This window comes from Modestobacter sp. I12A-02662, assembly GCF_041028325.1.
Classification (GTDB): Bacteria; Actinomycetota; Actinomycetes; order Mycobacteriales; family Geodermatophilaceae; genus Modestobacter.
This window is the reverse complement of record NZ_JABGDE010000018.1, coordinates 1-22,102: the sequence shown is the minus strand read 5'-3', so window position 1 is coordinate 22,102 and position 22,102 is coordinate 1. Positions and strand designations below refer to the sequence as shown.

Sequence of the window (22,102 nt, the reverse complement as noted above, 5' to 3'; positions counted from 1 at the left end):
CCGCGGTCGGTCAGACTGGGCTCCCGTGACCGACACCCGGGCACCGGCGGAGGCCGGCCCCTCCTCCGCGCGCCGCCTCCCCCGCCGGGCCCTGCTCCGTGGCCTGCTCCTGGTCGCGCTCACCGCCGCCGGTGCACTGGTCGCGGTGGTCGCCGACGTCCCGTCGGCCGGGTGGGTGCGCGACTGGCTCGGGAACGCCGGCGCCGCGGGGTGGGCTGCGCTCGTCGTCGTCCTGGCGCTGGCCACGCTCGCCCCGGTGCCGCGCACCGCCCTCTCGGTGCTCGCCGGGGTCCTCGCCGGCTTCTGGAGCGGTCTGGCCCTGGCCCTGGGCAGCGGCGTGCTCGGCGCGGTGGCCGGGTTCGCGCTGGCCCGCTGGCTGGGTCGGGAGACGGTGGCCCGCCTGGCCGGACCGCGGCTGGCCCGGGCCGACGCCCTCCTCACCCGCCGCGGCGCGCTGGCCGTGCTCACCGGCCGCCTGATCCCGGTCGCCCCGTTCACCCTGGTCAGCTACGCGGCGGGGCTCTCGGGCATGCGGTGGCGCGACTACCTGGCCGGATCGTCGATCGGGCTGGTGCCCGGCACGGTGCTGCACGTCGCCGTGGGTGCGACGGTGGGCGCGGCCGGGACGGACGGCGGCCCGTCGCTGCTGCTCAGCCTCGTTCCGCTCACCCTGGCCGCGGTGGCCCTCCTCGGGGCACGCTGGTGGTCCCGCCGGCGGACCGCCCCGGCCTGACCTGCCTCCCTGGAGGACCCCGTGCCCCGACCCACCCTCCTCTTCGACGGGGACTGCGGGTTCTGCACGCGGTCCGCCGAGGTGGCCCGGCGGGTCCTGCCGGCCGGTGTGGCGGTCACCGCCTGGCAGTTCGCCGACCTGGCCGCGCTCGGCACCACCGCGGAGCGGGCGCAGCGGGAGGCGCTGTGGATCGGCGCGGACGGCCGGGTGGCCGGCGGCGCGACCGCCGTCTCCCGGGCGCTGCGCGCGGCGGGCGGGGTGTGGCTGCTGCTCGGGTGGCTGCTCGCCGTCCCGCCGGTCAGCTGGCTGGCCCAGGTCGTCTACCGGGTCGTCGCGGCGAACCGGATGCGGCTGCCGGGTGGGACGCCGGCGTGCGCGGCTCCGCATCGATCCCCTCCTTCTTCAGCCGTCTAGCCCTCTCTAGGGCAGTGCCGAGAGAGCCGCAGACGCTCCTCGCGAGCTTTCCTGCGTGCACTGGCATTCGAACACACGTTCGATGACTCTGCTACCGTTGTCGTCGCCGCCACCGGACGGCGGGCGACGGGTCGCAGCATGGTCTGATGCTGTCTTGAGACTTCTAGCTACGACGCTAGAGGTCCTTAGACGGCGGTCGAGTCGCGCGATGCCGGGGTCTACGCATGTCTATCGCCGGAGCTAGACGACCGAATAGCCTCCTCGCCATGGATCCCGTCCGGAACCCGTACGCGCCCGGCGCCGGGCAGCGCCCACCCGAGCTCGCCGGACGGGACGCGGAGCTGTCGGCGTTCGACGTCGTCCTCGAGCGGATCGCCGCGGGGCGCCCGGAGCGGTCCCTGGTGCTCACCGGCCTGCGCGGGGTCGGCAAGACGGTGCTGCTCAACCAGCTGCGCTCGGCGGCGATCAGCCGGGGCTGGGGCACCGGGAAGATCGAGGCCCGCCCGGACCAGTCGCTCCGCCGGCCGCTGTCCGCGGCGCTGCACATGGCGCTGCGCGAGCTGCGGCACCCCGACCAGGACTCGATGGACGCCGTCCTCGGCGTGCTCAAGGCGTTCGCGCTGCGCGGCTCGGACGCCGGGGCGAAGGTCCGGGAGCGCTGGCAGCCGGGGATCGACGTCCCGGTGGCGATGGGCCGCGCGGACTCCGGCGACATGGAGATCGACCTGGTCGAGCTGCTCAGCGACGCGGCCGGGCTCGCGGCGGACGTCGGGCGCGGCATCGCGGTGTTCATCGACGAGATGCAGGACGTGCAGAGCGACGACGTCTCGGCCATCTGCGCTGCGTGCCACGAGCTGTCCCAGCAGGGCGCGCCGCTCATCGTCGTCGGCGCGGGGCTCCCCCACCTGCCCGCGGTGCTGTCGGCGTCGAAGAGCTACTCGGAGCGGCTGTTCCGCTACCTGCGGATCGACCGGCTGGACCGGACCGCCGCCGACCGGGCGCTCATCGCGCCGGCCGAGCGGGAGGACGTGACGTTCGAGCAGGAGGCGTTGGACGCGCTGTACCACGCGGCGGACGGCTACCCGTACTTCGTGCAGGCGTACGGGAAGGTCACCTGGGACCTCGCCGCCGCCTCCCCCATCACCGCGGCGGACGTCGCGATGGCCGCACCCGCCGCCGAGGCGGAGCTCGCCGTCGGGTTCTTCGGCTCCCGGTACGACCGGGCCACCCCCGCCGAGCGGGAGTACATGCGGGCGATGGCCGAGCTCGGCGGCCCGGCCGGCAACGCCGTGGCCACCGCGGAGGTGGCGACCTCGCTGGGCCGCAAGCCGGCGTCGCTGTCGCCCGCCCGCGACTCGTTGATCAAGAAGGGGCTGGTCTACTCCGCCGAGCGGGGCCAGATCGCCTTCACCGTGCCGCACTTCGGCCGGTACCTGCTCCGCCACGCGGACTGACGCAGCCTTCGCAGGCGCCTGATCCGGACCGCCGACGTGCGACAGTCCGCCGCGTGCATCCCACCGAGGCGACCCCACCGCGCCCGTTCCGGGCGGCGGTCGCCGCGGCGGCCTCGGGGGAGGCGGCCGAGGGGCCGGGAAGTGGGCCGCAGCCGGAGCTCAGCGCTGCGGGCCGATCCCCTGCGCGTTGAGGCCCTCGATGATCCGGCTGGTCTCCTCGAACCCGATGACGAGGATGCCGTCGGGGTTGAGGTCCACCATGCGCTGCACCTCGGAGTCGTAGTTGGCGGCCTGCGGGTCGTAGACGATGCTGACCACCGCGTCCTCGGCGAGCCCGTCGCCGATCAGGTTGGCGCGCGTGTTCTCGGCCAGCCCCACGCCGTAGGGGTCGTTCAGCGCCAGGATGCCCACGGTGTTGTTGCCGTCCGCACCGATCAGGTCGGCCAGCGCCCGCGCCTGCAGGGTGTCCGGCGGCACCGTGCGGAAGAACAGCCCCTTGTCGTCGTAGTCGGTCAGCTCGTCCGACGTGCTGGCCGGGCTGATCATCATCACGCCCGCACCGGTGATCTTGTCGATCACGGTGAGGCTGACCCCGGACGACGACGCGCCCACGATCGCGTTGGCCCCGGCCTGCAGCAGCCGGTCGGCGGTCTGCGTGGCGATGTCGGTGGAGGCGTCCCCCGAGTCACCGGTGACCAGCTGCACCGGCTGCCCGAGCACTCCCCCGGCCGCGTTCACGTCGTCCACCGCCAGCTGCAGGGCCGCCAGCTGCTGCGGCCCCTGGTAGCTCAGCGTCCCGGTCTGCGGCGTCAGGCTCCCGATGACCAGCGGCTCCCCCGTCGTCCCCGGGGCGGCCGGCGCCGGCCCCTCGTCGGTGCTCGCGTCCGCGGGGTCCCCCACCAGCTGGAACTCGCGCGCCGCCTCGTCGATGCCGTTCTCCTCGGTGAAGCTCTCGATCGCGAAGCTCGCCTGCGACGGCTCCCCCACGTCGGTGAACGCCAGCGGCCCCACGACACCGTCGTAGTCCGGGTTCCCCCCGGCCGAGACCACCGCCGAGCACGACGCGAAGTCCGTGCAGACCTCCCCGCCGAACGTCACCCCGTTCACGTACGGGGCGAACGTCGTCGCCTGGTTGCTGCCCGCCAGCTGCGCCGCGAGCGCGGTGATCACCACCGCGTCGTAGGTCTCCCCCGCCGTGTTGAAGTTCGTCAGGCCGGGGTCGATCGCCAGCAGCCGGTCCCGGAACTCGGTCCCGAGATCGGTCAGCAGCACGGTGCCCCGCATGCCGGCGAGCACCCCGGGCTCGGTGAAGTCCTCCCCGAGCCCGTTGTTCATGTTGCCGTCGGCGCCGTAGACGTTGACCTGCTTCTCGGCGCTGCCGGCGCTCTCCGCGGCGTCGTCGTCGCCACCCCCGCAGGCGGTGACGGTCAACAGCGCGGCGGCGGCGAGGGCGGCGGCCCGCAGGGGTGTGGGAGTGCGCATCGCGGTGCTCCTTCGGTAGGGACGGGTCGGGGCAGGCATGGTGCGGGTCGTACGAGTCAGCGCATCGCGCTGCCACCGGCGATGACGACCGTCTCGCCGGTGACGTAGCCGGGCTCGGCCAGCCGCTGGACCCACAGCGCCACCTCGTCCGGCTGGGCGACCCGGCCGAGGGGGATCCCCGCCGCCACGTCCGCCATCCGGCCGGTGGCCGCGTTCCCGGGGGTGTCCACCCAGCCCGGCGCGACCGCGTTCACCACGATCCGGTCCGGGGCCAGCTCGATCGCCAGCGACTTGGTCAGCGACAGCACCGCGGCCTTGGAGGCGCTGTAGAGCAGCTGACCCGGCGACACCGCGAAGGCGTCCACGGAGGCGAAGTTGACCACCGCCCCTCCCCCGCCGGCCCGCAGGTGGGGCAGCGCCGCGGCGGTGACGTTCAGCGTCCCCAACACGTTGACCGCGAAGATCCGGTCGTGCAGCTCGGCGGTGTAGTCCGCCAGCGTGGTGGGCGGGTAGATGCCCGCGGCGTTCACCACCGACCGCACCGGGGCGCCGTCCAGCAGCCCGGCCAGCCCCTCCTCGACCGCCGCCCGGTCGGTGACGTCCACCGCGAGCGGCAGCAGCGCCGGACCGGCCTCCGCCGCCAGCGCCTCGAGCTGCCCGGCGTCCCGGTCGACGGCGACCACCCGGTCACCCGCCGCCAGGAAGCGGTCGACGACCGCCCGGCCCATCCCGCTGGCCGCCCCGGTGACCACGACCGTGTCGCTCATCGGACGGCCGCCGAGAGGCTCGGGCGCGCGACGGCGGGCGCCGCGGTCCGCTCCAGCCGGTCCAGCACCCGGTTGCTGCGCGTGACCTGCTCGGTCCACAACGGCCGCAGCACGTCGACCCGGTCATCGGGTGGCCCGGCGGCCAGGAGCTCCTGGTGCAGCGGCCGCGCCGTCCGGCCCTCCAGCCCCAGCAGCCGGGCGGCGAGCCGCGCCTGGGCGCTGAACACCGGGAACTGCGCCCCGCGGGGACTGGCCAGCCCGACGGTGTACAGCCGGGCGACGCCCACCGGCACGGTCATCCCGCCGACCCGCAGCGGCACCCCGCTCCGCCAGGTCAGCAGGTCCGGCGCGAGGAACGGCAGGGTGACCCGGAACCCGGTGGCCCACAGCACGGTGTCGAACTCACCGCTGCTGCCGTCGGTGAAGGTGACCGTGCGGCCGGACACCCCCGTCACGCCGGGCCGGGCGGTGATCCGCCCGTGCTGCAGCCAGTAGAGCAGCAGGTCGTTGACCACCGGCGGCTGCCGGTTCAGGTTGCGGGTCACCGGCTCCTGCAGACCCGGGTAGTCCGCGGCGCTCCCCACCGAGATCCGGACCAGCTCGCGCTGCACCCGCTCGGCCAGCCACATCGGCAGCTTCGCGAGCAGGGGCAGCTGGTTGCGGCCCTTGCCGAAGAACGTCTTGGGCTGGAACACCTGACCGCGCCGCATCGCGATGCTGACCTGCCGGCGGGCGTGGACGGCGTCCACGGCCAGGTCGCAGCCGGAGTTCCCCGCACCGACGACCAGCACCCGCTCCCCCACCAGGTCGTCGGCGGTGCGGTACTGCGAGGAGTGCAGGGACCGGCCGGTGAACGCCGCGGCCATCTCCGGCAGCGCAGGGTCCCAGTGGTGGCCGTTGGCGACGACGACGGCGTCGAAGTGCTCCGTCGTCCGGTCCGCCGTCGCGACGTCCCAGCCGCTCCGGCCGGCGTCCGGGCTGGTCACCGACACCACCTCGGCGCCCGTGCGCACGTGCGCACGCAGGCGGAACCGGTCGGCGAAGCCGTCGAGGTACCGGATCACCTGCTCCTTGCTCGGGAACAGCGGGTAGTCGGCGGGCATCGGGACGCCCTCGAAGCCGGAGACGTCCCGCGGGGTGATCAGGTGCAGCGCCTCGTAGTCGGTGTGCCAGTGGCCGCCGACGCGCTCGGTCCGCTCCAGCGCCACCACGTCGTGCCCGGCGTCGCGGAGCACCCGGACCGCCTCGAGCCCGGCCGCACCGGCCCCGATCACGCAGATGCGCTGCCCCGCGGCGGGTGGCTGCCCGACCTCGGCCATGTCCGACTCCCCTCCGCGACGGACCGGGAGGCCCGCGCTGGAGTCGAGTCTGTGCGGCCACCCGGTGCGCCGTGAAGACCCAACTCCGAGCGCCGTCCAGAGGCTCCGCCTATGGCAGCGCGGCCTGCCCACGTGGCGGCCCGGCGTCGGCGGCCCGCTGGAGTGCCCGGACGTGCCGGTGCGCCAGGTCCATGAAGATGCGCGTCGCCGGCGACAGGACGCCGTTGGTCCGGGTGACGAAGGCGAACCGCTCCACCACCGGCGGGTCCAGCGGCACCCAGTGCAGCCGGCCCGGGTACCCCGGCCACCGGGTGACCAGGTAGCTGACCAGCGAGTCGCCGAGCCCGTGCGCGGCCAGCTCGACCGCCGCCGTCTGGAACTCCACCTCGATCTGCGGCTGCAGGGTCAGCCCGGCCCGCCGCGCGCGGTCGGTCAGCGACCGCCGCAGCGGGTCCTCGGCGCCCCACCGCGCCTCGGACAGGATCAGCGGCGCCGCCGCCAGCTGCTCGATCGTCACCGGCGCGCGCGTCCGCTCGCCGTCGGAGCTGACGTAGACGACGGAGTCGACGAGCACCGGCGGGCCGACGTCCAGCCCGCGCTCGTCGATGGGCAGCTGCACCAGGCCGGCCTCCAGCTCGCCCCGGCGCACCTGCTCGGCGACCTCGGAGCTGTTCAGCCCGACCACCCGCGTGGTCACCCCGGGGTACTGCGACCGGAAGTCGCCGACCAGCGCGGTCAGCAGGTAGAGGTGGGCGCTGGAGAACGTCCCGAACGAGACCGTGCCGCCGGAGAGCTCCTGGATGTGCCGCACGCTCTCCCGCAGCGCCGACACGTCGGCGAGGGTCCGCCGCGCCTGCGGCAGCAGCACCCGGCCGGCCTCGGTGAGCTGCAGACGCCGGTTGGTGCGCACGAACAGCGTCACCCCGAGCGAGCGCTCGAGCCGGCGGATCTGCTCGGACAGGCTCGGCTGCGCGATGTGCACCGCCTCCGCGGCCGCCACGAAGGACCCGTGCTTCACCGCCGCGACGAAGTAGCCCAGCTGCTGCAACGTGGGCGCAGCGGCCACGGCGCTCCTCCTCGGTCCGGCGAACTGCGGCAGGGTACCGACGTCGGCTGGACACCCGCCCGGACCGGCCGAAGGTGGGGACGTGCGGACGACGAGACGGACCGACGCGTCCCTGGCCCTGGTCACCACCGTCCTGGTCCTGGCGGCGACGGGCTGCACCACCCCGGCCGAGGACCAGGTCGCGGCTCCCGCCCGCGAGTGTCCGGCGCTCGCCGCTCCCGCCGACGGCGTGCTGGTGGGCGTGAACCTCGACTGGTCCCGGCAGACGCTGGCCGAGTACACGCGCTGCGCGGGCACCGACCCGCCGTGGTCGTGAGCTTCGCCGGCTTCCCGCTCCCGGCCGAGGACTTCCGGGACGTCGACGCCGCGGTGGAACAGCTCCGGGACGGCGGCGGGTCGCTGCTGCTGACGCTCGAGCCGACCGGCGGGCTGGCCACCGTCACCGACGCGGCCGCCACGGAGCTGGCCGCGCGGCTGGACGGCTACAACCGCAGCGGCGTGCCGGTCGTCGTCCGGTTCGCGCACGAGATGAACGGCTCCTGGTACAGCTGGGGCCAGCAGCCGGCCGCCTACGTCGCAGCGTTCCGCCGGGTCGCCGCGGCGGTCCACACCGGCGCACCGGGGTCGCTGATGATGTGGGCCCCCAACTACGGCGGTGGCCACCCGTTCACCGACGGCCGGTTCGCCGCCGTCCCCGGCACCGGGGACGCCGTGGTGCTGGACACCGACGGCTACGGGGTCGTCACACGCGCCGGCGACCCGTACGCGCCGTACTGGCCCGGCGACGACGCCGTCGACTGGGTGGGCATGTCGCTGTACCACTGGGGTGACGCCTGGCCGTGGGGCGAGAACGAGGTGCCCGAGCCGGGCAAGTTCGCGGCCCAGCTGACCGGCGAGTACGTCGGCCTCGGCGGGGACGACCGCGGCCTGCCGGACTTCCACGGGGTGTACGGCGTGCAGCACGGCAAGCCGGTCGCCGTCCCGGAGACCGCCGCGTTCTCCGCCCCCGGTGCCGGCGGCGCCGGTGAGCTCACCGTCGAGCAGGCCTGGTGGCAGCAGGTGAGCGATCCCCGGCTGCCCGCCCTCCTGCCGCGGCTGGCGATGGTGAACTGGTTCGAGTGGTCCGAGCAGGAGCCCGAGGTCGCCACCGAGGTCGACTGGCGGGCGGTGGACTCGGCCGAGCTGCGGGATGGCGGGCTCACCGACGACCCCGCGTGGGCCCGCTGGGCCGACCACCTGCCCGACTGCTCCGGCTGACCCGGCGGCAGAGCCGGGTCGGCAGCGACGGGTCAGGACCGCCGGCGGCGCAGCACCAGCCAGTGGTTGACCGCGCCGATGCGCCGGTAGGTCAGCTCGTCGGCGGTGGCCAGGGCGAGGGCCACCCCCCGCCCGGTCTCGGCCAGCGCGTCCGGCATGTCCGCCGTGCCGAAGTCGACGTCCACGCGCCTCCCGGGGTCCTGGAACCGGGCCTCCAGCCGGTCGTCCTCGACGCGGACGGCGAGGTCGAAGTCCACCGGGTCAGGGTCGCCGGCGTGCTCCACGACGTTGCCGGCGATCTCGACCACGGCGATCTCGAAGCGCAGGCGGTCGTCGTCCCCGACGTCCGGGTGCTGGTCCCAGGCACGGGTCAGCAGCACGTGCACGTCGTCCAGCGACGCGGGCACCCCCGGCGCCCGCAGGGACAGCTCAGCCGGCACGGAGTGCCTCGGCAACGCTGCCGAAGGGTCGGAGCACCCGCTCCAGGTTGGTCAGCTGCAGGACGGTGAGCACCTGGGTGGTGGGCGCGGCGATCCGGAGGTCGCCGCCCGCCTGGCGGGCGGCCTTCAGCCCGGCGATGACCGCGCCCAGTCCGGACGAGTCCATGAACGCGCAGGCCGAGAGGTCGACGACCACCGTGGTCGCCGCCTCCCCGACGGCCTCGGTGACGGCGGAGCGGAACGCGGGGGCGTCGACCATGGTCAGCCGGCCGTCCACGCGCACCACCGCCGCGCCCGTGGGGTGGGTGTCGAGCTCGATCATGCCGTCGTCCTCTCATCGGTGGCCGGCCCCAGATGGCGCGCCGCGGGGACGACGACGCTCAGGACCAGCAGGTCGTAGGCCACCCACGTGAGGTTGGCCCAGGTCCCGTACGCACTCGGCGCGACGCCGAGGTGCAGCCGCACCAGCCCGACCACCGCGGCCGCGACCAGCAGCCCCATGGTGACCAGCTGGACACGGACCAATCGCCAGGCGGGCCCCGGGCGCGCCGTCGCGGTCTTCGGCGTCACGACGAAGCCGAGGTCCCGGTGGAGCAGCACGTTGGCCGCTGCGGTCGTGCAGGCGCGGATCCACACCGGGAACAGCGCCAGGTCGTACTGCTGCCCGCGCCACGTCGGCATGCCGTGGCCGACCACGCGGAAGAGCAGGAGGGTGGTCAGCAGGAAGGGCACCAGGTGCAGCAGGAACGCGTCGCCGTCGGCGGTCACCGGGCGCACGCCGAAGCAGAGGTAGGCGATCGGGGCCGCGATGTACACCAGCGCGGCGAAGCCGGTGAGGTAGCTCCACATCGTGGCCAGGTACATCAGCCGCTGCCCGACGCTCAGCCCGCGCTGGAGCAGCGGGTTCTGCCGCAGGGCCAGCTGCAGGGTCCCCTGGGACCAGCGCAGCCGCTGCGCCAGCATCGCGGCGAGGTCCTGGGGCGCCAGCCCGCGGGCCAGCACCTCGTGGTGGTACACCGTCCGCCAGCCCATCGCGTGCAGCCGCATGGAGGTCGCCATGTCCTCGGTGACCGAGATCGTCGCGAGCGGCATCACCGGCTGCGCCTCCCCGGCCAGGTCGACGTCGACCGAGGAGACCAAGGCCTTCACCGAATCCAGCGCGGCGATCGGCGACCAGTCCCGCTGGGCGAGCCGGGTGAGCACGGCACCGTCCAGCTCGGTCGTGAGGACGGCACCCGGCGGACCCGGCATCTCCGCGATCTCGGCCAGGTCGGCCTCCATCCGCGCGAGGTCGTCGGTGACGACGCCCCGGCCGGCCTCGTCGACCCGCTGCTGGAAGCGGTAGGTGACCTCGGAGACCGGCTCGCCGGCCGCGACCTCGACGCGGGCCCGGCGGACGGCCCAGGCGACCTCGTCCAGCGCGGCATGGACGGCAGGACCGGCGGTCCGGGCCTCGGTCCGCGCGCGGGCGATCACCCGCCCGGCCGTGCGGAGCGCGTCCCTGATCGACCGTTCGACCGCCCGCACGTACCCGGCCACGCCGAGCTGCATGAGCGCCTCACGGCGCAGGACGGCGTTCGAGCCGCAGAAGTAGGCCGCGTTCCAGCCGTCCTTGCCCTGCTGGATCGGGCCGTAGAACAGCGGCGCCTGGCTGCCCAGCACGTCGTCGTCGTCCACGTTGGAGAACCACTGCGGCGTCTGGACCAGGGCCACCCGCTGGTCGTCGAACCAGCCCAGCGTGCGGTGCAGGATCGTCGGGTGTGGCACCTGGTCGGCGTCGAGCACGAGCAGGAACTCGCCGTCGGTCGCCAGCAGCGCGTTGTTCAGGTTCCCGGCCTTGGCGTGCCGGGGCATCCCGGCCCAGTCGGCGCTGCGGGTCAGGTAGCCCACGCCGGCGGTGCGGGCCGCGTCCTGCATCTCGGGTCGCGCCCCGTCGTCCAGCACCCAGGTGCGGTGCGGGTACGGGATGTCCCGTGCGGCCCGGGCGGTGGCCATGACCAGGTCGACCGGCTCGTCGTAGGTGGTGACGAAGACGTCCACGGTCGCGTCCGGCGGCGGGGGCGGCGGCTCGGCCCGCTGCCGGATGCGCCAGACGGTCGCGCCGAACAGGAAGGCGTCGAGCAGGCTGTAGGTCTCGGCGAGGACCAGCGGCACCGCGAGCCACCACTGGGCCCAGTTGATCGAGTCCAGCCACCGCCACGCCAGGTAGTTGACGCCGCTGAGCAGGGTGAGGACGACCAGCACCCGGATCCCCCAGCGGCGCGCGTCCCCGACCTGCAGCAGCGCCTGGTGGCGGCCGCTCACGGCGTCCGCCGGATGGCGACCAGGGTGACGTCGTCCGAGCGGATGCCCACCCGGCGCGCGAGGACGGTGAAGCGGTCCACCACGTGCGCGGCGTCCACGCAGTCCCAGATCGCCGCGGCGATCTCCGGCAGCGAGTCCGTCGTCCCGTCGAACAGGTCGAGCAGACCGTCGCTGAAGGCGACCACCGTGTCGCCGGGCGCGAGGTCGACGACCCCCTCGGGCCACTCCTCGTCGGCCAGCACGCCCAGCGGCAGCCCGCCCGCCGCCGGACGGGCGAACGAGCCGTCCGCCCGGACCAGCAGCATGAGGCCGTGGCCAGCATCGGCGAAGCGGACCCGGTGGCCCGCGGCGTCGAGTTTGGCGTGGCACATCGTCACCAGCCGGCCGGTCCGCTCCAGGTCCTCGTGCAGCGTGGCGGCCGCCTCGCGGACGGCCTCGGCCGGGCCGGCGTCGCGGGCGGTCGAACGCATGACGGCCCGGACCATCGCCGTGACGATCGCGGCCGGCAGTCCCTTGCCCATGACGTCGGCCAGGGTGAGGACGAGCTGACCGTCCGGCGCGGGGTGCCAGTCGAAGAAGTCCCCACCGACGCTCCCCGAGGGGAGACACATGCCGGTGACCTCGTAGCCCGCGACGTCCGGTGCGCCCAGCGGGAGCAGCGCGGCCTGCACGCGCGCGGCGCTCTCGAGTTCGGTGCTGCGGTCCAGCTCCCGCTGCACCCAGCCGGCGAGCTCGGCGAGGAGCGCCCGCTCCTCGGCGCCGAAGTGCCGCGGACGGTCGTCGACGAGGCACAGCGCGCCGACCCGGTGACCACCGGGGCCCGTCATGGGGTGGCCGGCGTAGAAACGGATGCCGGGCGCGCCGATCACCGAGGGGTTGTCGGCGAACCGCTCGTCCTTGGTCGCGTCCTCGACGACGAGCAGCTCCGGACGCCGGATCGTGACGTCGCAGAACGCGTGCTCGCGACGGCCGTCGGACAGGAGCATCGGCCCGGCCTGGGACTTGTGCACCTGAACGGCGTCCGTGACCAGCGTGACCGCCGCCGCGGAGACCCCGAACAGCTGCTGCGCCATCCGGGTGATCCGGTCGAACCGCTCCTCGGGGCCGCGACCGAGCACGTCGAGTGCCGCCAGGTCGAGCAGCCGCTCGCGCTCGGCGAGCACCGGGTCCGGTGCCGTGTCGAGCAATGCCTGGCCGGTCACGTGCTCTCCTCACGTCGTGCGGCCGCGGACCGGCCGTGCACGATCTACATCGGCACGGCCGCTGCGGAGGTTGAGGCCGGGTTCCACGTGCAACCGGCCCGGCCGCGGGAGAGGGTGAGGGTGTGAGCGACCCGGACCACACCTCCACCCGCCCACCCGAGGAGATCCGGGTCCCGGTCGACGGCGGTGAGCTGGCCGCGCTGCACTGGGCCGCCGACGCCCCCGCCGCGCCCCTGGTCGTCCTGCTGCACGGCATCACCGGCAACGCCATGGTGTGGGCGCGGGTGGCCGACGCCCTCGCCGGCGAGTGCGACGTGGTGGCGCCGGACCTGCGCGGGCGGGCGCAGAGCGCCGGGCTGCCCGGCCCCTACGGGTTCTCCGCGCACGCGGCCGACGTCACGGCGCTGCTCGAGCGGTTCGGGGCGGACGCCCAGGCGGGCGCGGACTCCACCGTGCTCGTCGGCCACTCGATGGGTGGTTTCGTCGCCACCCTCGCGGCGAGCGGCGTCGCCCGGGACCTCGTGCACGGGCTGGTGCTGGTCGACGGGGGGCTGCCGTTCGCCGTCCCGGTGGGTGCCGACACCGACGCCCTCCTCGCCGCCCTGCTCGGCGCCACCCTCGACCGGCTGGACCGCGCCTTCCCCGACCTCACCGCCGTCCGGGACTTCTGGGCCGCGCACCCGACCGTCGGCCCGTGGGTCGACGAGCCCACCGTGGCCGCCCACCTGGCCCGGGACCTGGTCGGCGCGGCACCCGAGCTGCGCAGCTCGGTGGTCCGCGAGGCGGTCCGGGTGGACGGCGCCGACCTGCTCCGCAACGAGGCCGTGCTGGAGGCCACCACCGACCTGCCCGTGCCGGCGACGCTGCTGTGGGCCACCCGCGGCACGCAGGCCCAGCTGCCCGGCCTCTACGACGAGGTCCGGCTGGCCGGGATGGGGCTGGCCGACGCGCACGTCACCGCCCGCGAGGTGCCCGACACCGACCACGACTCGATCCTGTGGGCCCCGCAGGGGGTGGCCGCGATCAGCGCGGCGGTCCGGGCCGCCGCCGAGCGCGGTCGCTGATCAGGCGACGTCCGGCCAGGGCCGGCCCGCGGGCACCGACGGGGGGCCCGCCTCGGCGGGGCGCGGCGCGTCCACCGGGTGGGCCCGCACGGCGAGCAGGGCGACGTCGTCCTCGGCGCCGTCGGCCAGCTGCGCGGCCAGCAGCCCGTCGCACAGCCGCTCCAGCGGCTCCCCGGCCAGGTCGGCGACGGCGGCGGCCAGGCGTTCCCGCCCCTCGTCCAGGTCACCGGTCCGCCGCTCGAACAGCCCGTCGGTGAAGAGCAGCAGCGTGCTGCCCGGCGGCATCGTGGCGATGCCGTCCGCCCGGGGGCCCTGCCAGCCGATGCCCAGGGGCGGACCGACCGGGGCGTCGAGGTCGACCACCTTGCCGTCCGGCTGCAGCAGCATCGGCATGGGATGGCCTGCGGAGGCCCAGCGCAGCCGGCGCAACCCGGCCACCCGGTCGTCCTCGTCCTGCTCGATCCGGGCGACCAGCACCGTCGCCAGGGCCGACACGTCCAGCCCGACGACGGCCAGGTCGACCCGGCGCATCACGCTGGCCGGCTCCTCCTGCCGGTCGTAGGCGATCGCCCGCATGAGGTTCTTCAGCTGCGCCATCGCGGCCGCGGCCTCGAGGTCGTGCCCCATGACGTCGCCGATGGTGAGCACCGTCGAGCCGTCGGGCTGCAGGAAGGCGTCGTACCAGTCCCCGCCGATGGCGACGTCCTGCGTGGCGGCGCGGTAGCGAACCGCCAGCTCCAGGTTGTCCGGCTGCACGGGCGCGGACAGCAGGCTGCGCTGCAGCCGCTCGGCGATCCGGCCCTGGGCGGTGGCCAGCCGCGCGTTGTCCAGGGCCAGCGCGGCCCGGCGCGAGGCGATCTCGGCGGTGCGCAGCTCGGCGTCGGTGAAGGGTCCCCCGCTCGGGTGCGTTGACCAGCGTGAGCGCGCCGAAGAGCTCCCCGCGGGCGAGCAACGGGAACGTGGCCGCCGCGCCGACCCGCAGCGGAGCGAGCGCCACCCGGGCCGCCGGCGTCGTCATCTGCTCCACCTGCGCGTCGGTGAGCTGCTGCAGGACCACCGGCCGGCCCTCCCGCAGGGCGGTGGGCACCGGCGCGGAGGTCTGGTTGGTCTCCACCCGGAGGTCGGCGTAGGTGTTGACCGCCGAGACCAGGGCGGGGTCCCGGTGGGCTCGGCCGACGTCCCGGCGGCGGCCGTCCTCCACCACGGTCACCAGGCACCAGTCGCCCAGCAGCGGCACGACCAGCTCGGCGAAGCGCTGCGCCGCCCGGTCGGTGTCCAGGGTCGAGGTCATCGCCTGGCTGATGTCGCCCAGCAGCATCAGGTGCCGCCCGGCCAGCTCGGCCTCCTGCGCGGCCTGCGCGGCCCGCTCGGCCTCCTCCTCGCGGGCGGCGATGGCCTCCGACCGCGCCTGCTCGGTGCGCCGGCGTCCGGTCACGTCGTCGTAGGTGACGACGATCCCGGCGTCGGTCCGGAAGGCGTCGACCTGGAACCAGGCGCCCAGCGGCTCGAACCAGGCCTCGAGGGACGCCGGCTCACCGGTCGCCGCGACCCGCTCGTAGGCGGCCTGGAAGGGGCCGCCGACCGCCTCCGGGAACTCCTCCCAGACGTCCCTGCCCTGCAGCTGGCCGACCGAGCGGCCGAGCAGCCGGGCACCGGCCGGGTTGACGTAGCTGAAGCGCCAGTCCCGGTCGAGCACGAACAGCGGGCGGGCCATGCCTTGGACGGCCGCCACCAGCAGGCCCGCAAGCGGCCCTCCGCCGTCCGCCGTCATACGGCCACTGTGCACCATCGGCGGGCGCCCCCCCGGGAACCGGGGCTACCAGCGGGGCCGCCGGTCCCCGGGGAGGGGCGCCCGGTCAGTGGACGGCGCGTTCGGCGGCCTGCCGTTCGGCGGACTCCCGCTCCGCGGCGTCGCGCAGGTCGGCGAGGGTGTCGTCGCTGGAGCCGCCGCCGTGGCCGTCGTCGTCGAGCATGGTCGCCTCGTCGAAGGGGCGGTCGCCGGCCAGCACGGCGTCGAACTGCTCCCGGTCCAGTTCCTTGGTCCAGGTGGCAACCAGCACGGTGGCGATGGCGTTGCCGGCGAAGTTGGTCACCGCGCGGGCCTCGGACATGAACCGGTCGATGCCCACGATCAGCCCCACCCCGTCGAGCAGGTCCGGGCGGTGCGCGGACAGCCCGCCGGCCAGGGTGGCCAGCCCGGCGCCGGTCACCCCGGCCGCCCCCTTCGAAGCGATGATCATGAAGGCGAGCAGGCTGAGCTGCTCCCCCACGGTCAGCGGGTCACCCAGGGCCTCGGCGATGAACAGTGAGGCCATCGTCAGGTAGATCGCGGTGCCGTCGAGGTTGAACGAGTACCCGGTCGGCACCACGATCCCGGCGACCGGCTGGCTGACCCCGGCGTGCTCCATCTTGGCGATCAGCCGCGGCAGCGCCGTCTCCGACGACGAGGTGGACACGATGAGCAGGAACTCCCGGCCCAGGTACTTGAACAGCCGGAACACCCCGACCCGGGCGACCGCCCACAGGATGCCGCCCAGGAACACGAACACGAAGATCGCGCAGGTCACGTAGAAGGCCAGCATGATCACGGCCAGGCTCTTCAGCGCGTCCAGGCCGGTCTCCCCGACCACCGCCGCGATGGCCCCGAACGCGCCGATCGGCGCGAGCCACATGACCATCGACAGCACCCGGAAGACCAGCCGCTGCAAGTGGCCGATGCCGCGCAGCAGCGGCTCCCCCGCCCGGCCCATGGCCTGGATGGCGAAGCCGACCAGCAGCGCGACCAGCAGCGCCTGCAGCACCGAGCCCTCGGTCAGCGCGGAGAACAGCGTGGTCGGGATCAGCCCGAGCAGGAAGTCGACCGTCCCGCCGCTCTCCTCGGCCTGCCCGGCGAGGCTCGAGCCCTGCCCACGCAGCTCCTCGGACAGCTCCAGCCCGCCGCCGGGGTGCACGATGTTGCCCACCACCAGGCCGATGGCCAGCGCCACCGTCGTCATGATGATGAAGTAGCCCAGCGCCAGGCCACCGATCCGGCCGACCTTGGCCGCCTGCCGGATCGCCCCGATCCCCAGCACGATGGTGCAGAAGATCACCGGCGCGATCAGCATCCGGATCAACGCCACGAAGGCCGTGCCCAGCCACTTCAGGCTGATCGCGAACTCCGGCGCGGCGAACCCGACCGCGATGCCCAGGGCCACCGCGGCGATGACGGCGATGTAGAGCCAGTGCGTGCGGTCCCGCTGCTCGGCCGGTGCGGCACTCCCGGCCGCCTCGGACGAGGGCGTGCTCCCAGTGGCCATGACAGCTCCTGTGCGGTCGTTGTGCCTGCCTGGTGATGCTCCTCCTGCGCACCGCCGCGCGCAGGCCGGACAGCACAGGACCGGGGGAGCCGGACGTCTCCGTCCCGCTCCCCCGGTCCGGAGTCGTTCAGCCGGTCAGTGGGCCAGCACGATCGACAGGTCGCCCGAGCCGTAGCCGGCCACGTCGACCCGCAGGTCGATGCGGTTGAACGCGGCGCTGAGCCCGGCGATGTCACCGGGCACCGCCTCGCCCGGGGCGTGCAGCTTGTACAGCTTCGAGTGGTTGACGCCCTCGCCGTTGAACATCGAGGCGGCGACGTTGACCACCTCGTAGACGACCTCGAGGTGCATCTCCGAGAGCTCGCCCTCGTCGATCGCGTCCTCGAGCCCGCCCTTGGGGAGCAGGGCCAGGGCGCCGGCGAACCAGGCGGCCAGCCGGATGTCGACCAGGCACAGCGCCGTGGTCGCCATGGTGGGGTCGACGTAGACGGCGACGGCCGGCTTGTCGTTGAGCGACACCGGGTCGCCGGGGGCGACGACGACGTCCTTGCCGAACAGCCCCTCGAGGAGGTCGCGGACGTCCTTGGCGTTCGGCAGCAGCGCCGCGGCCGGGGCGGTCACGCGATCACCCCGTCGAGGGCGTCCTTGAAGGTGTCCTCGGTGAACGGCTTGGCGATGAGGAACAGCGCGCCGGCGTTGGCGGCCTTCTCCCGCATCTCCGGGGAGCCCTCGGAGGTGACGAAGCCGAAGGGCACCTGCGAGCCGGAGGCGCGCAGCGCCTGCAGGCACTCGATGCCGGTCATCTCGGGCATGTTCCAGTCCGAGAGGATCAGGTCGGGCTTCTCGGCGCCGACCATCTCGAAGGCCTCACGGCCGTTCTCGGCCTGGATGATGTCGTGGTCGTCGAACCCGGCCTGGCGCAGGGTCCGGATGACTATCTGCCGCATCACGCGGCTGTCATCGGTCACCAGGATCTTCACAGCGGCACCTCGTTCCGCTCGGCGTGGGGCGCGTCGGCAGCGCCCTGCACGGTGATGGTCAGGAACTGTCCGCGCCACTGACCTGCGACGCGGCAGACGTCGTCCAGCCGCCCCTGGGAGGGCGGGGACCCGATCTGGGGGAGCCCGAGCCGGGACTCGCCCGGCAGCACGCTCTTGATGTTGCCGCCCAGGACGTTGGCCAGCTCGCCCAGCGCGTCCTCGACGTCCTCGTCGTCCACGACGACCGGCGGGCGGGTCATCAGGACGCTGGCAGTGAGCGCCTCGGCCGTGGCGGGGGCGCAGGTGAGGACCACCGAGCCGGTCCAGGGTCCGGTGATGTCCACCCAGGCCGACACGGTCTCGGCCGGCGGCGGCGCCGGCACCGGGACGAAGACCTCGCCGTCGCCGACGAGCGACGGCCAGACCTGGTCGGCGATCCCGAGCACGGTCTCCGCGTCCAGCAGCGCGGAGATCGGCTGGGTCGTTCCAGCGGGGCTGGTCATGCGGGGGCACCTTCCGGGAGCAGGCCCAGCAGCGCGAGCTTGTCGCGCAGCGCGTCGGGCGTGAACGGCTTGATGAGGTACTCGTGCGCCCCGGCGGCCAGGGCCTTCACGATCTGCCCGGTCTCGCTCTCGGTGGTGACCATCATCAGCGTCACCTGGCGGTAGGCCGGGTTGGCACGGACGGCGAAGACGAACTGCAGCCCGTCCATCACCGGCATGTTCCAGTCGATGCAGCACAGGTCGGGCACCCAGCCCTCGGCGCTGCCGCTCTCGAGCACGTCGAGGGCCTCACGGCCGTGGCCGGCCTGGCGGACGTCGTACCCGAAGTCGGTGAGGATGGTCCCGACGATGCGCCGCATGGCGCGGGAGTCGTCGATGACGAGTGCTCGCATGATCAGGATCCCTTCCGGGGGCGGTAGGCGGAGCCGCGGCCGAGGACGACCCGCTCCCAGTTGTCGTCGACGCCGAGGGTCGTCTCGGCCGCGCCCAGGAACAGCCACCCGTCGGGGCGCATGAGCTGGCGGACGCGGGTCAGGATCGCCTGCTTGGTGGGCAGGTCGAAGTAGATGAGCACGTTGCGCAGGTAGACCACGTCGAACAGGCCGAGCGGCGGCAGCGGCGCCGCCAGGTTGCACTCGCTCGCGGTGACCATCTGGCGCAGCGCCGGCGCGATCTCCCACTCGTTGCCGCTGCGGGTGAAGTGCCGCACCAGCATGGTGGCCGGCAGGCCGCGGTTGACCTCGAGCTGGCTGAACCGGCCGGCCCGGGTGCGCTCGACCATCTGGCGGGAGATGTCGGTGGCCGTGATCTGCACCCGGGTGGCGGCGTGGGGCAGCGCGTCGGACAGCAGCATCGCGATCGTGTAGGCCTCCTGCCCGCTCGAGCAGGCAGCCGACCAGATCTTGATCCGGTCGCTCGGCCCGCGGGCCGCCAGCAGCTTGGGCAGCACCGTGCCGGTCAGCGCGGTGAACGGGTCGCCGTCCCGGAACCAGGACGTCTCGTTCGTGGTCAGCGCCTCGACGATCCGCCGGGTCTTGGCCGGGTCGGGGTGCAGCCGCACCGAGTCGACCAGCTCGCCGACGCCGGCGCAGCCCAGCTGCTGGGCCATCGGCAGCAGTCGCGCCTCGACGAGATACTCCTTGCCGGGCTGCAGCACGATGGCGCTCTCCCGGTGCACCAGCTGGCGCACCCAGTCGAATCCCGTCGCGGTGAGGGTCATCGCACACCTCCGATCCCGGCGCCGGAGGTGGCTCGGGGGAAGCCCGCCGGAGGGCGGGGGTTGGGCAGGAGTCGGGTGATCGCGTCGGCGACCCGGTCGAGCGGGAGCACCTCGTCGGCGAAACCGGCCTGGGTCACCGCGCCGGGCATGCCCCAGACGACGGACGTGGCCTGGTCCTGGGCGACGACGGTGCCGCCGGCCTCCCGGATCTGGCCGGCGCCGATCTTGCCGTCGGAGCCCATCCCGGTGAGGACGACACCGAGGACGGCGCCGTCGTAGGCGGCGACCGCCGAGCGGAAGAGCACGTCGACCGCGGGCCGGCAGAAGTTCTCCGGCGCGGCCTGGTTCAGCGCCGTCCGCCGGACACCGCCGCTGGAGCTGACCACCAGGTGGTGGTCGCCGGGGGCGACGTGCACGGTGCCCGGCTTCAACGGCGTCCCGTCGACGGCCTCGACGACCTCGAGGGCGCACAGCCGGTCCAGCCGCTGGGCGAACTGGCGGGTGAAGACGGGGGGCATGTGCTGGACGAGGAGCACCGGCACCGGCAGGCCGGCCGGCAGCAGCGGCAGCACCTTGGTCAGCGCGTCGGGGCCACCGGTCGAGGAGCCGATCACCAGGACGGCGGGCTCCTTGGGGGCGCGGGTGCGCGGAGCGGGCGGGCGGGCGGCGACCGGGGCCGCCGCGGCGGGACCGCTGGTCATCGGCCGGCCGGTCAGCGCCTTGATCTTGGGGATGAGCTGCTGGCGCACGCTCTCCATCGACTGGCCCACGCTGCCGACGTTGGCCGGCTTGGTGACGTAGTCGTTGGCGCCGGCGGACAGCGCGTCGAGGGTGGCCGACGCCCCGCGCTCGGTCAGCGTGCTGAACATGATGATCGGCACGCGGCTGTGCACCCGGGAATGGGCGCCGCTGCGGATGGCCCGCACCGCCTCGATGCCGTTCATGTCCGGCATCTCGATGTCCATGGTGACCAGGTCGGGCTTGAGCTGCTCGAGCTTGGTCACCGCGAGACGCCCGTTCGGGGCGGTCCCGACGACCTCGATCATCGGGTCCCCGGAGAGGACGTCCGTCACGATCTTGCGGACGACGACCGAATCGTCGACCACCATGACCTTGATTGGTTGCACGTGCTCCCCCGCCCGCCGCCGAAGTACCGGCCGAAGGGCCGCACACGACTGTCATCGGCAGCGCCGGCGGGGTGCTTGAGTGCGGAATGGAGCGGGAATTGCCAGAAAAGCGCGGGAGTGGTGGAGAGTGGCGCTACAGCGCCGTCAGCGCTGTCCTGCCGTCGGCAGCGCGCGGCCGGTGACCATCGCCCACGGCGAGCCGAGCACGGTCATCGACTCCTCGTCGAGCAGGTCGGCCATCGCCACGCCCGCCACGCAGCCGGCGAGCGCGTTCCAGACGCCGTCCGCGCCGTCCCGGGCGGTGAAGCCGGCCGCGCCGAAGGCGGTGACCGCCATCAGCTGCGCGGCGGCGACGGTGCGGGTGCGTCCGGAGACGTGCGCAGCCCAGGCGGCCCCGTGCATGGCCGCGGCCCACGGACGACGCTGGGCACGCCCGGCGTCGACCGCCTGGCGCCACCGGCGGCGACCGGCCTCGTCGAGGGCGAAGAGCTGCGCCAGGAGGACCGCGACGTCCGCGGCGGCCGGTCCGAGGTCGGGGTGCGGGAAGCGCTCCAGCGCGGCGGCCGTGTCGTAGGCGCCGGTCAGCTGCTGGCGGACCGGGGTCTGCAGCGCATCGGCGGCCCACCAGCCGGTGGCGGCGTCGGCGAGGACGTCCGCGGCCGGCGCGGCGACCGCGGGGTCGAGGTCGGCGACGGCGGCGTGCTCGGGCCCGAGGACGTCGTCGCGGACCAGGCGCTCGAGGGCCGGGGTGTTGCCGATCGTGCTGCGCTCGAGGAGGGTGACCAGCCGGGCCGAGCGGTCCGTGGCGCCCGCGGCTGCGTCCCGCAGCTGGGGGACGCCGGCCGCGGCCAGCTCGTGGGCCTTCCGGGTGCGGACGGCGAGGGCGGCGCGCTCCTCCGTGCTGCGGCCGGCGCCCGGGTGGGCCGCGGCGAGCCGGCGCAGGGTCGTCGCGTCGGCTCCGAGACCGGTCAGGAGCACGTCGGCGACCCGCTGGCCCTCGGGCAGGCGGACCAGGTCGAAGCCGAGCGTTGCTGCGCTGACCAGGGAATACGGCACGTCGCCTCCAAGTGGGTGGTCGGTCCATCGTGGAGGGACCAGCCACGGAACGCCACGCGGCCGTCACCCGCTCGCGCGACGGCGATCGGCTGACGGCCGCGCGTTGCTGCCGTTGAGTGGGAGCTTGATCACGTTCCGTAGAGCATCGATCACTCGATGGTGAAGCGGCCCACGGTGGTGCGCAGGTCGCTGGCCATCTTCGACAGCTCGTCGACGGCCTGCCGGGTCTGCCCCAGCGCCTGGGTGGTGGAGGAGGCGGCGGTGGAGACCCCGGTGATGTTGGTGGCGATCTCCGTGGACCCGCCGGCGGCCTCCTGCACCGACCGGGACATCTCGTTCGTCGTCGCGGTCTGCTCCTCCACCGCGGAGGCGATGGTCAGCTGGAAGTCGTTGATGCTGCCGATCACCTCGCTGAT

At 74.3% G+C, this 22,102-nt stretch carries 23 protein-coding genes and 2 pseudogenes; 6 read left to right on the top strand and 19 right to left on the bottom strand.

Features of this window, described 5'->3' with window-relative positions; all coding sequences use genetic code 11:
• Positions 1–25 precede the first annotated feature (25 nt).
• The 3 genes from HL189_RS21730 to HL189_RS21720 all read left to right on the top strand — a co-directional run bounded on the left by HL189_RS21730 (position 26) and on the right by HL189_RS21720 (position 2,601).
• A complete protein-coding gene (locus HL189_RS21730; RefSeq protein WP_369135820.1) occupies positions 26–733 on the top strand; it encodes a TVP38/TMEM64 family protein in 708 nt (235 codons plus the stop codon).
• A 21-nt stretch (positions 734–754) separates the two neighbouring features.
• The gene (locus tag HL189_RS21725; RefSeq protein WP_369135819.1) at positions 755–1,147 is read left to right on the top strand and encodes a thiol-disulfide oxidoreductase DCC family protein; all 393 of its coding nucleotides are present in this window, start codon (positions 755–757) and stop codon (positions 1,145–1,147) included.
• A 266-nt stretch (positions 1,148–1,413) separates the two neighbouring features.
• The gene (locus HL189_RS21720; protein ID WP_369135818.1) at positions 1,414–2,601 is read left to right on the top strand and encodes an AAA family ATPase; all 1,188 of its coding nucleotides are present in this window, start codon (positions 1,414–1,416) and stop codon (positions 2,599–2,601) included.
• Positions 2,602–2,760: 159 nt separating this feature from the next.
• Here HL189_RS21720 and HL189_RS21715 read toward each other — a convergent pair whose 3' ends face one another.
• The 4 genes from HL189_RS21715 to HL189_RS21700 all read right to left on the bottom strand — a co-directional run bounded on the left by HL189_RS21715 (position 2,761) and on the right by HL189_RS21700 (position 7,235).
• Entirely contained in the window at positions 2,761–4,083 is a 1,323-nt protein-coding gene (locus HL189_RS21715) for an ABC transporter substrate-binding protein (protein WP_369135817.1), read from the bottom strand.
• Positions 4,084–4,139: 56 nt separating this feature from the next.
• Positions 4,140–4,850 (bottom strand): SDR family NAD(P)-dependent oxidoreductase, encoded by a 711-nt coding sequence (locus tag HL189_RS21710; protein WP_369135816.1) that lies wholly within the window; start codon positions 4,848–4,850, stop codon positions 4,140–4,142.
• Positions 4,847–6,169, bottom strand: a complete 1,323-nt coding sequence (locus HL189_RS21705) for a flavin-containing monooxygenase (RefSeq protein WP_369135815.1) — start codon at positions 6,167–6,169, stop codon at positions 4,847–4,849. Before HL189_RS21705 ends, HL189_RS21710 begins: the two co-directional genes overlap by 4 nt.
• Before the next feature lie 109 nt (positions 6,170–6,278).
• Entirely contained in the window at positions 6,279–7,235 is a 957-nt protein-coding gene (locus tag HL189_RS21700; protein WP_369135814.1) for a LysR family transcriptional regulator, read from the bottom strand.
• 82 nt (positions 7,236–7,317) lie between these two features.
• Between HL189_RS21700 and HL189_RS21695 the strand changes: the two genes are divergently transcribed.
• Both HL189_RS21695 and HL189_RS21690 read left to right on the top strand, forming a co-directional pair.
• Entirely contained in the window at positions 7,318–7,551 is a 234-nt protein-coding gene (locus HL189_RS21695; protein ID WP_369135813.1) for a hypothetical protein, read from the top strand.
• Positions 7,542–8,492, top strand: a complete 951-nt coding sequence (locus HL189_RS21690) for a glycosyl hydrolase (protein WP_369135812.1) — start codon at positions 7,542–7,544, stop codon at positions 8,490–8,492. Before HL189_RS21695 ends, HL189_RS21690 begins: the two co-directional genes overlap by 10 nt.
• 32 nt (positions 8,493–8,524) lie before the next feature.
• Here the strand turns inward: HL189_RS21690 and HL189_RS21685 are convergent, their stop codons facing one another.
• From HL189_RS21685 to HL189_RS21670, 4 genes are read right to left on the bottom strand one after another with little or no spacing between them, the layout of a single operon-like run.
• The gene (locus HL189_RS21685; protein WP_369135811.1) at positions 8,525–8,932 is read right to left on the bottom strand and encodes an ATP-binding protein; all 408 of its coding nucleotides are present in this window, start codon (positions 8,930–8,932) and stop codon (positions 8,525–8,527) included.
• Positions 8,922–9,254 (bottom strand): STAS domain-containing protein, encoded by a 333-nt coding sequence (locus HL189_RS21680; RefSeq protein ID WP_369135810.1) that lies wholly within the window; start codon positions 9,252–9,254, stop codon positions 8,922–8,924. The genes HL189_RS21685 and HL189_RS21680 overlap by 11 nt, the downstream gene beginning before the upstream one ends.
• Positions 9,251–11,236 (bottom strand): glycosyltransferase, encoded by a 1,986-nt coding sequence (locus tag HL189_RS21675; RefSeq protein ID WP_369135809.1) that lies wholly within the window; start codon positions 11,234–11,236, stop codon positions 9,251–9,253. Before HL189_RS21675 ends, HL189_RS21680 begins: the two co-directional genes overlap by 4 nt.
• Positions 11,233–12,438, bottom strand: coding sequence for a PP2C family protein-serine/threonine phosphatase (locus tag HL189_RS21670; RefSeq protein ID WP_369135808.1), 1,206 nt, complete (start codon positions 12,436–12,438; stop codon positions 11,233–11,235). The genes HL189_RS21675 and HL189_RS21670 overlap by 4 nt, the downstream gene beginning before the upstream one ends.
• A gap of 122 nt (positions 12,439–12,560) precedes the next feature.
• Here HL189_RS21670 and HL189_RS21665 point away from each other — a divergent pair, with 122 nt between their 5' ends.
• Complete coding sequence (locus tag HL189_RS21665) at positions 12,561–13,502, top strand: alpha/beta hydrolase (RefSeq protein ID WP_369135807.1); 942 nt, start codon at positions 12,561–12,563, stop codon at positions 13,500–13,502.
• Here HL189_RS21665 and HL189_RS21660 read toward each other — a convergent pair whose 3' ends face one another.
• The 11 genes and pseudogenes from HL189_RS21660 to HL189_RS21610 all read right to left on the bottom strand — a co-directional run.
• On the bottom strand, positions 13,503–14,258 hold the full coding sequence (locus HL189_RS21660) for a PP2C family protein-serine/threonine phosphatase (RefSeq protein WP_369135806.1): 756 nt from the start codon (positions 14,256–14,258) through the stop codon (positions 13,503–13,505).
• A gap of 199 nt (positions 14,259–14,457) precedes the next feature.
• Positions 14,458–15,273 (bottom strand): annotated as a pseudogene (locus HL189_RS21655) (PAS domain-containing protein); the annotation flags it as partial.
• A gap of 85 nt (positions 15,274–15,358) precedes the next feature.
• Positions 15,359–16,801 (bottom strand): cation:dicarboxylase symporter family transporter, encoded by a 1,443-nt coding sequence (locus HL189_RS21650; protein ID WP_369135805.1) that lies wholly within the window; start codon positions 16,799–16,801, stop codon positions 15,359–15,361.
• A gap of 135 nt (positions 16,802–16,936) precedes the next feature.
• Positions 16,937–17,422 carry a hypothetical protein gene (locus HL189_RS21645; RefSeq protein WP_369135804.1) on the bottom strand — a complete coding sequence of 162 codons (486 nt, stop codon included), beginning with the start codon at positions 17,420–17,422 and terminating at the stop codon, positions 16,937–16,939.
• Positions 17,419–17,781, bottom strand: coding sequence for a response regulator (locus tag HL189_RS21640; RefSeq protein WP_369135803.1), 363 nt, complete (start codon positions 17,779–17,781; stop codon positions 17,419–17,421). Before HL189_RS21640 ends, HL189_RS21645 begins: the two co-directional genes overlap by 4 nt.
• Positions 17,778–18,284 carry a chemotaxis protein CheX gene (locus tag HL189_RS21635; protein WP_369135802.1) on the bottom strand — a complete coding sequence of 169 codons (507 nt, stop codon included), beginning with the start codon at positions 18,282–18,284 and terminating at the stop codon, positions 17,778–17,780. Before HL189_RS21635 ends, HL189_RS21640 begins: the two co-directional genes overlap by 4 nt.
• Positions 18,281–18,676: a response regulator gene (locus HL189_RS21630; RefSeq protein ID WP_369135801.1), complete on the bottom strand. Its 396-nt coding sequence runs from the start codon at positions 18,674–18,676 to the stop codon at positions 18,281–18,283. Before HL189_RS21630 ends, HL189_RS21635 begins: the two co-directional genes overlap by 4 nt.
• 2 nt (positions 18,677–18,678) lie before the next feature.
• Positions 18,679–19,503: a protein-glutamate O-methyltransferase CheR gene (locus HL189_RS21625; protein WP_369135800.1), complete on the bottom strand. Its 825-nt coding sequence runs from the start codon at positions 19,501–19,503 to the stop codon at positions 18,679–18,681.
• Complete coding sequence (locus HL189_RS21620) at positions 19,500–20,630, bottom strand: chemotaxis response regulator protein-glutamate methylesterase (RefSeq protein ID WP_369135799.1); 1,131 nt, start codon at positions 20,628–20,630, stop codon at positions 19,500–19,502. The genes HL189_RS21625 and HL189_RS21620 overlap by 4 nt, the downstream gene beginning before the upstream one ends.
• Positions 20,631–20,774: 144 nt before the next feature.
• Entirely contained in the window at positions 20,775–21,686 is a 912-nt protein-coding gene (locus HL189_RS21615; protein ID WP_369135798.1) for a hypothetical protein, read from the bottom strand.
• Between the two features lie 149 nt (positions 21,687–21,835).
• Positions 21,836–22,102, bottom strand: a pseudogene (locus tag HL189_RS21610) (methyl-accepting chemotaxis protein); the annotation flags it as partial.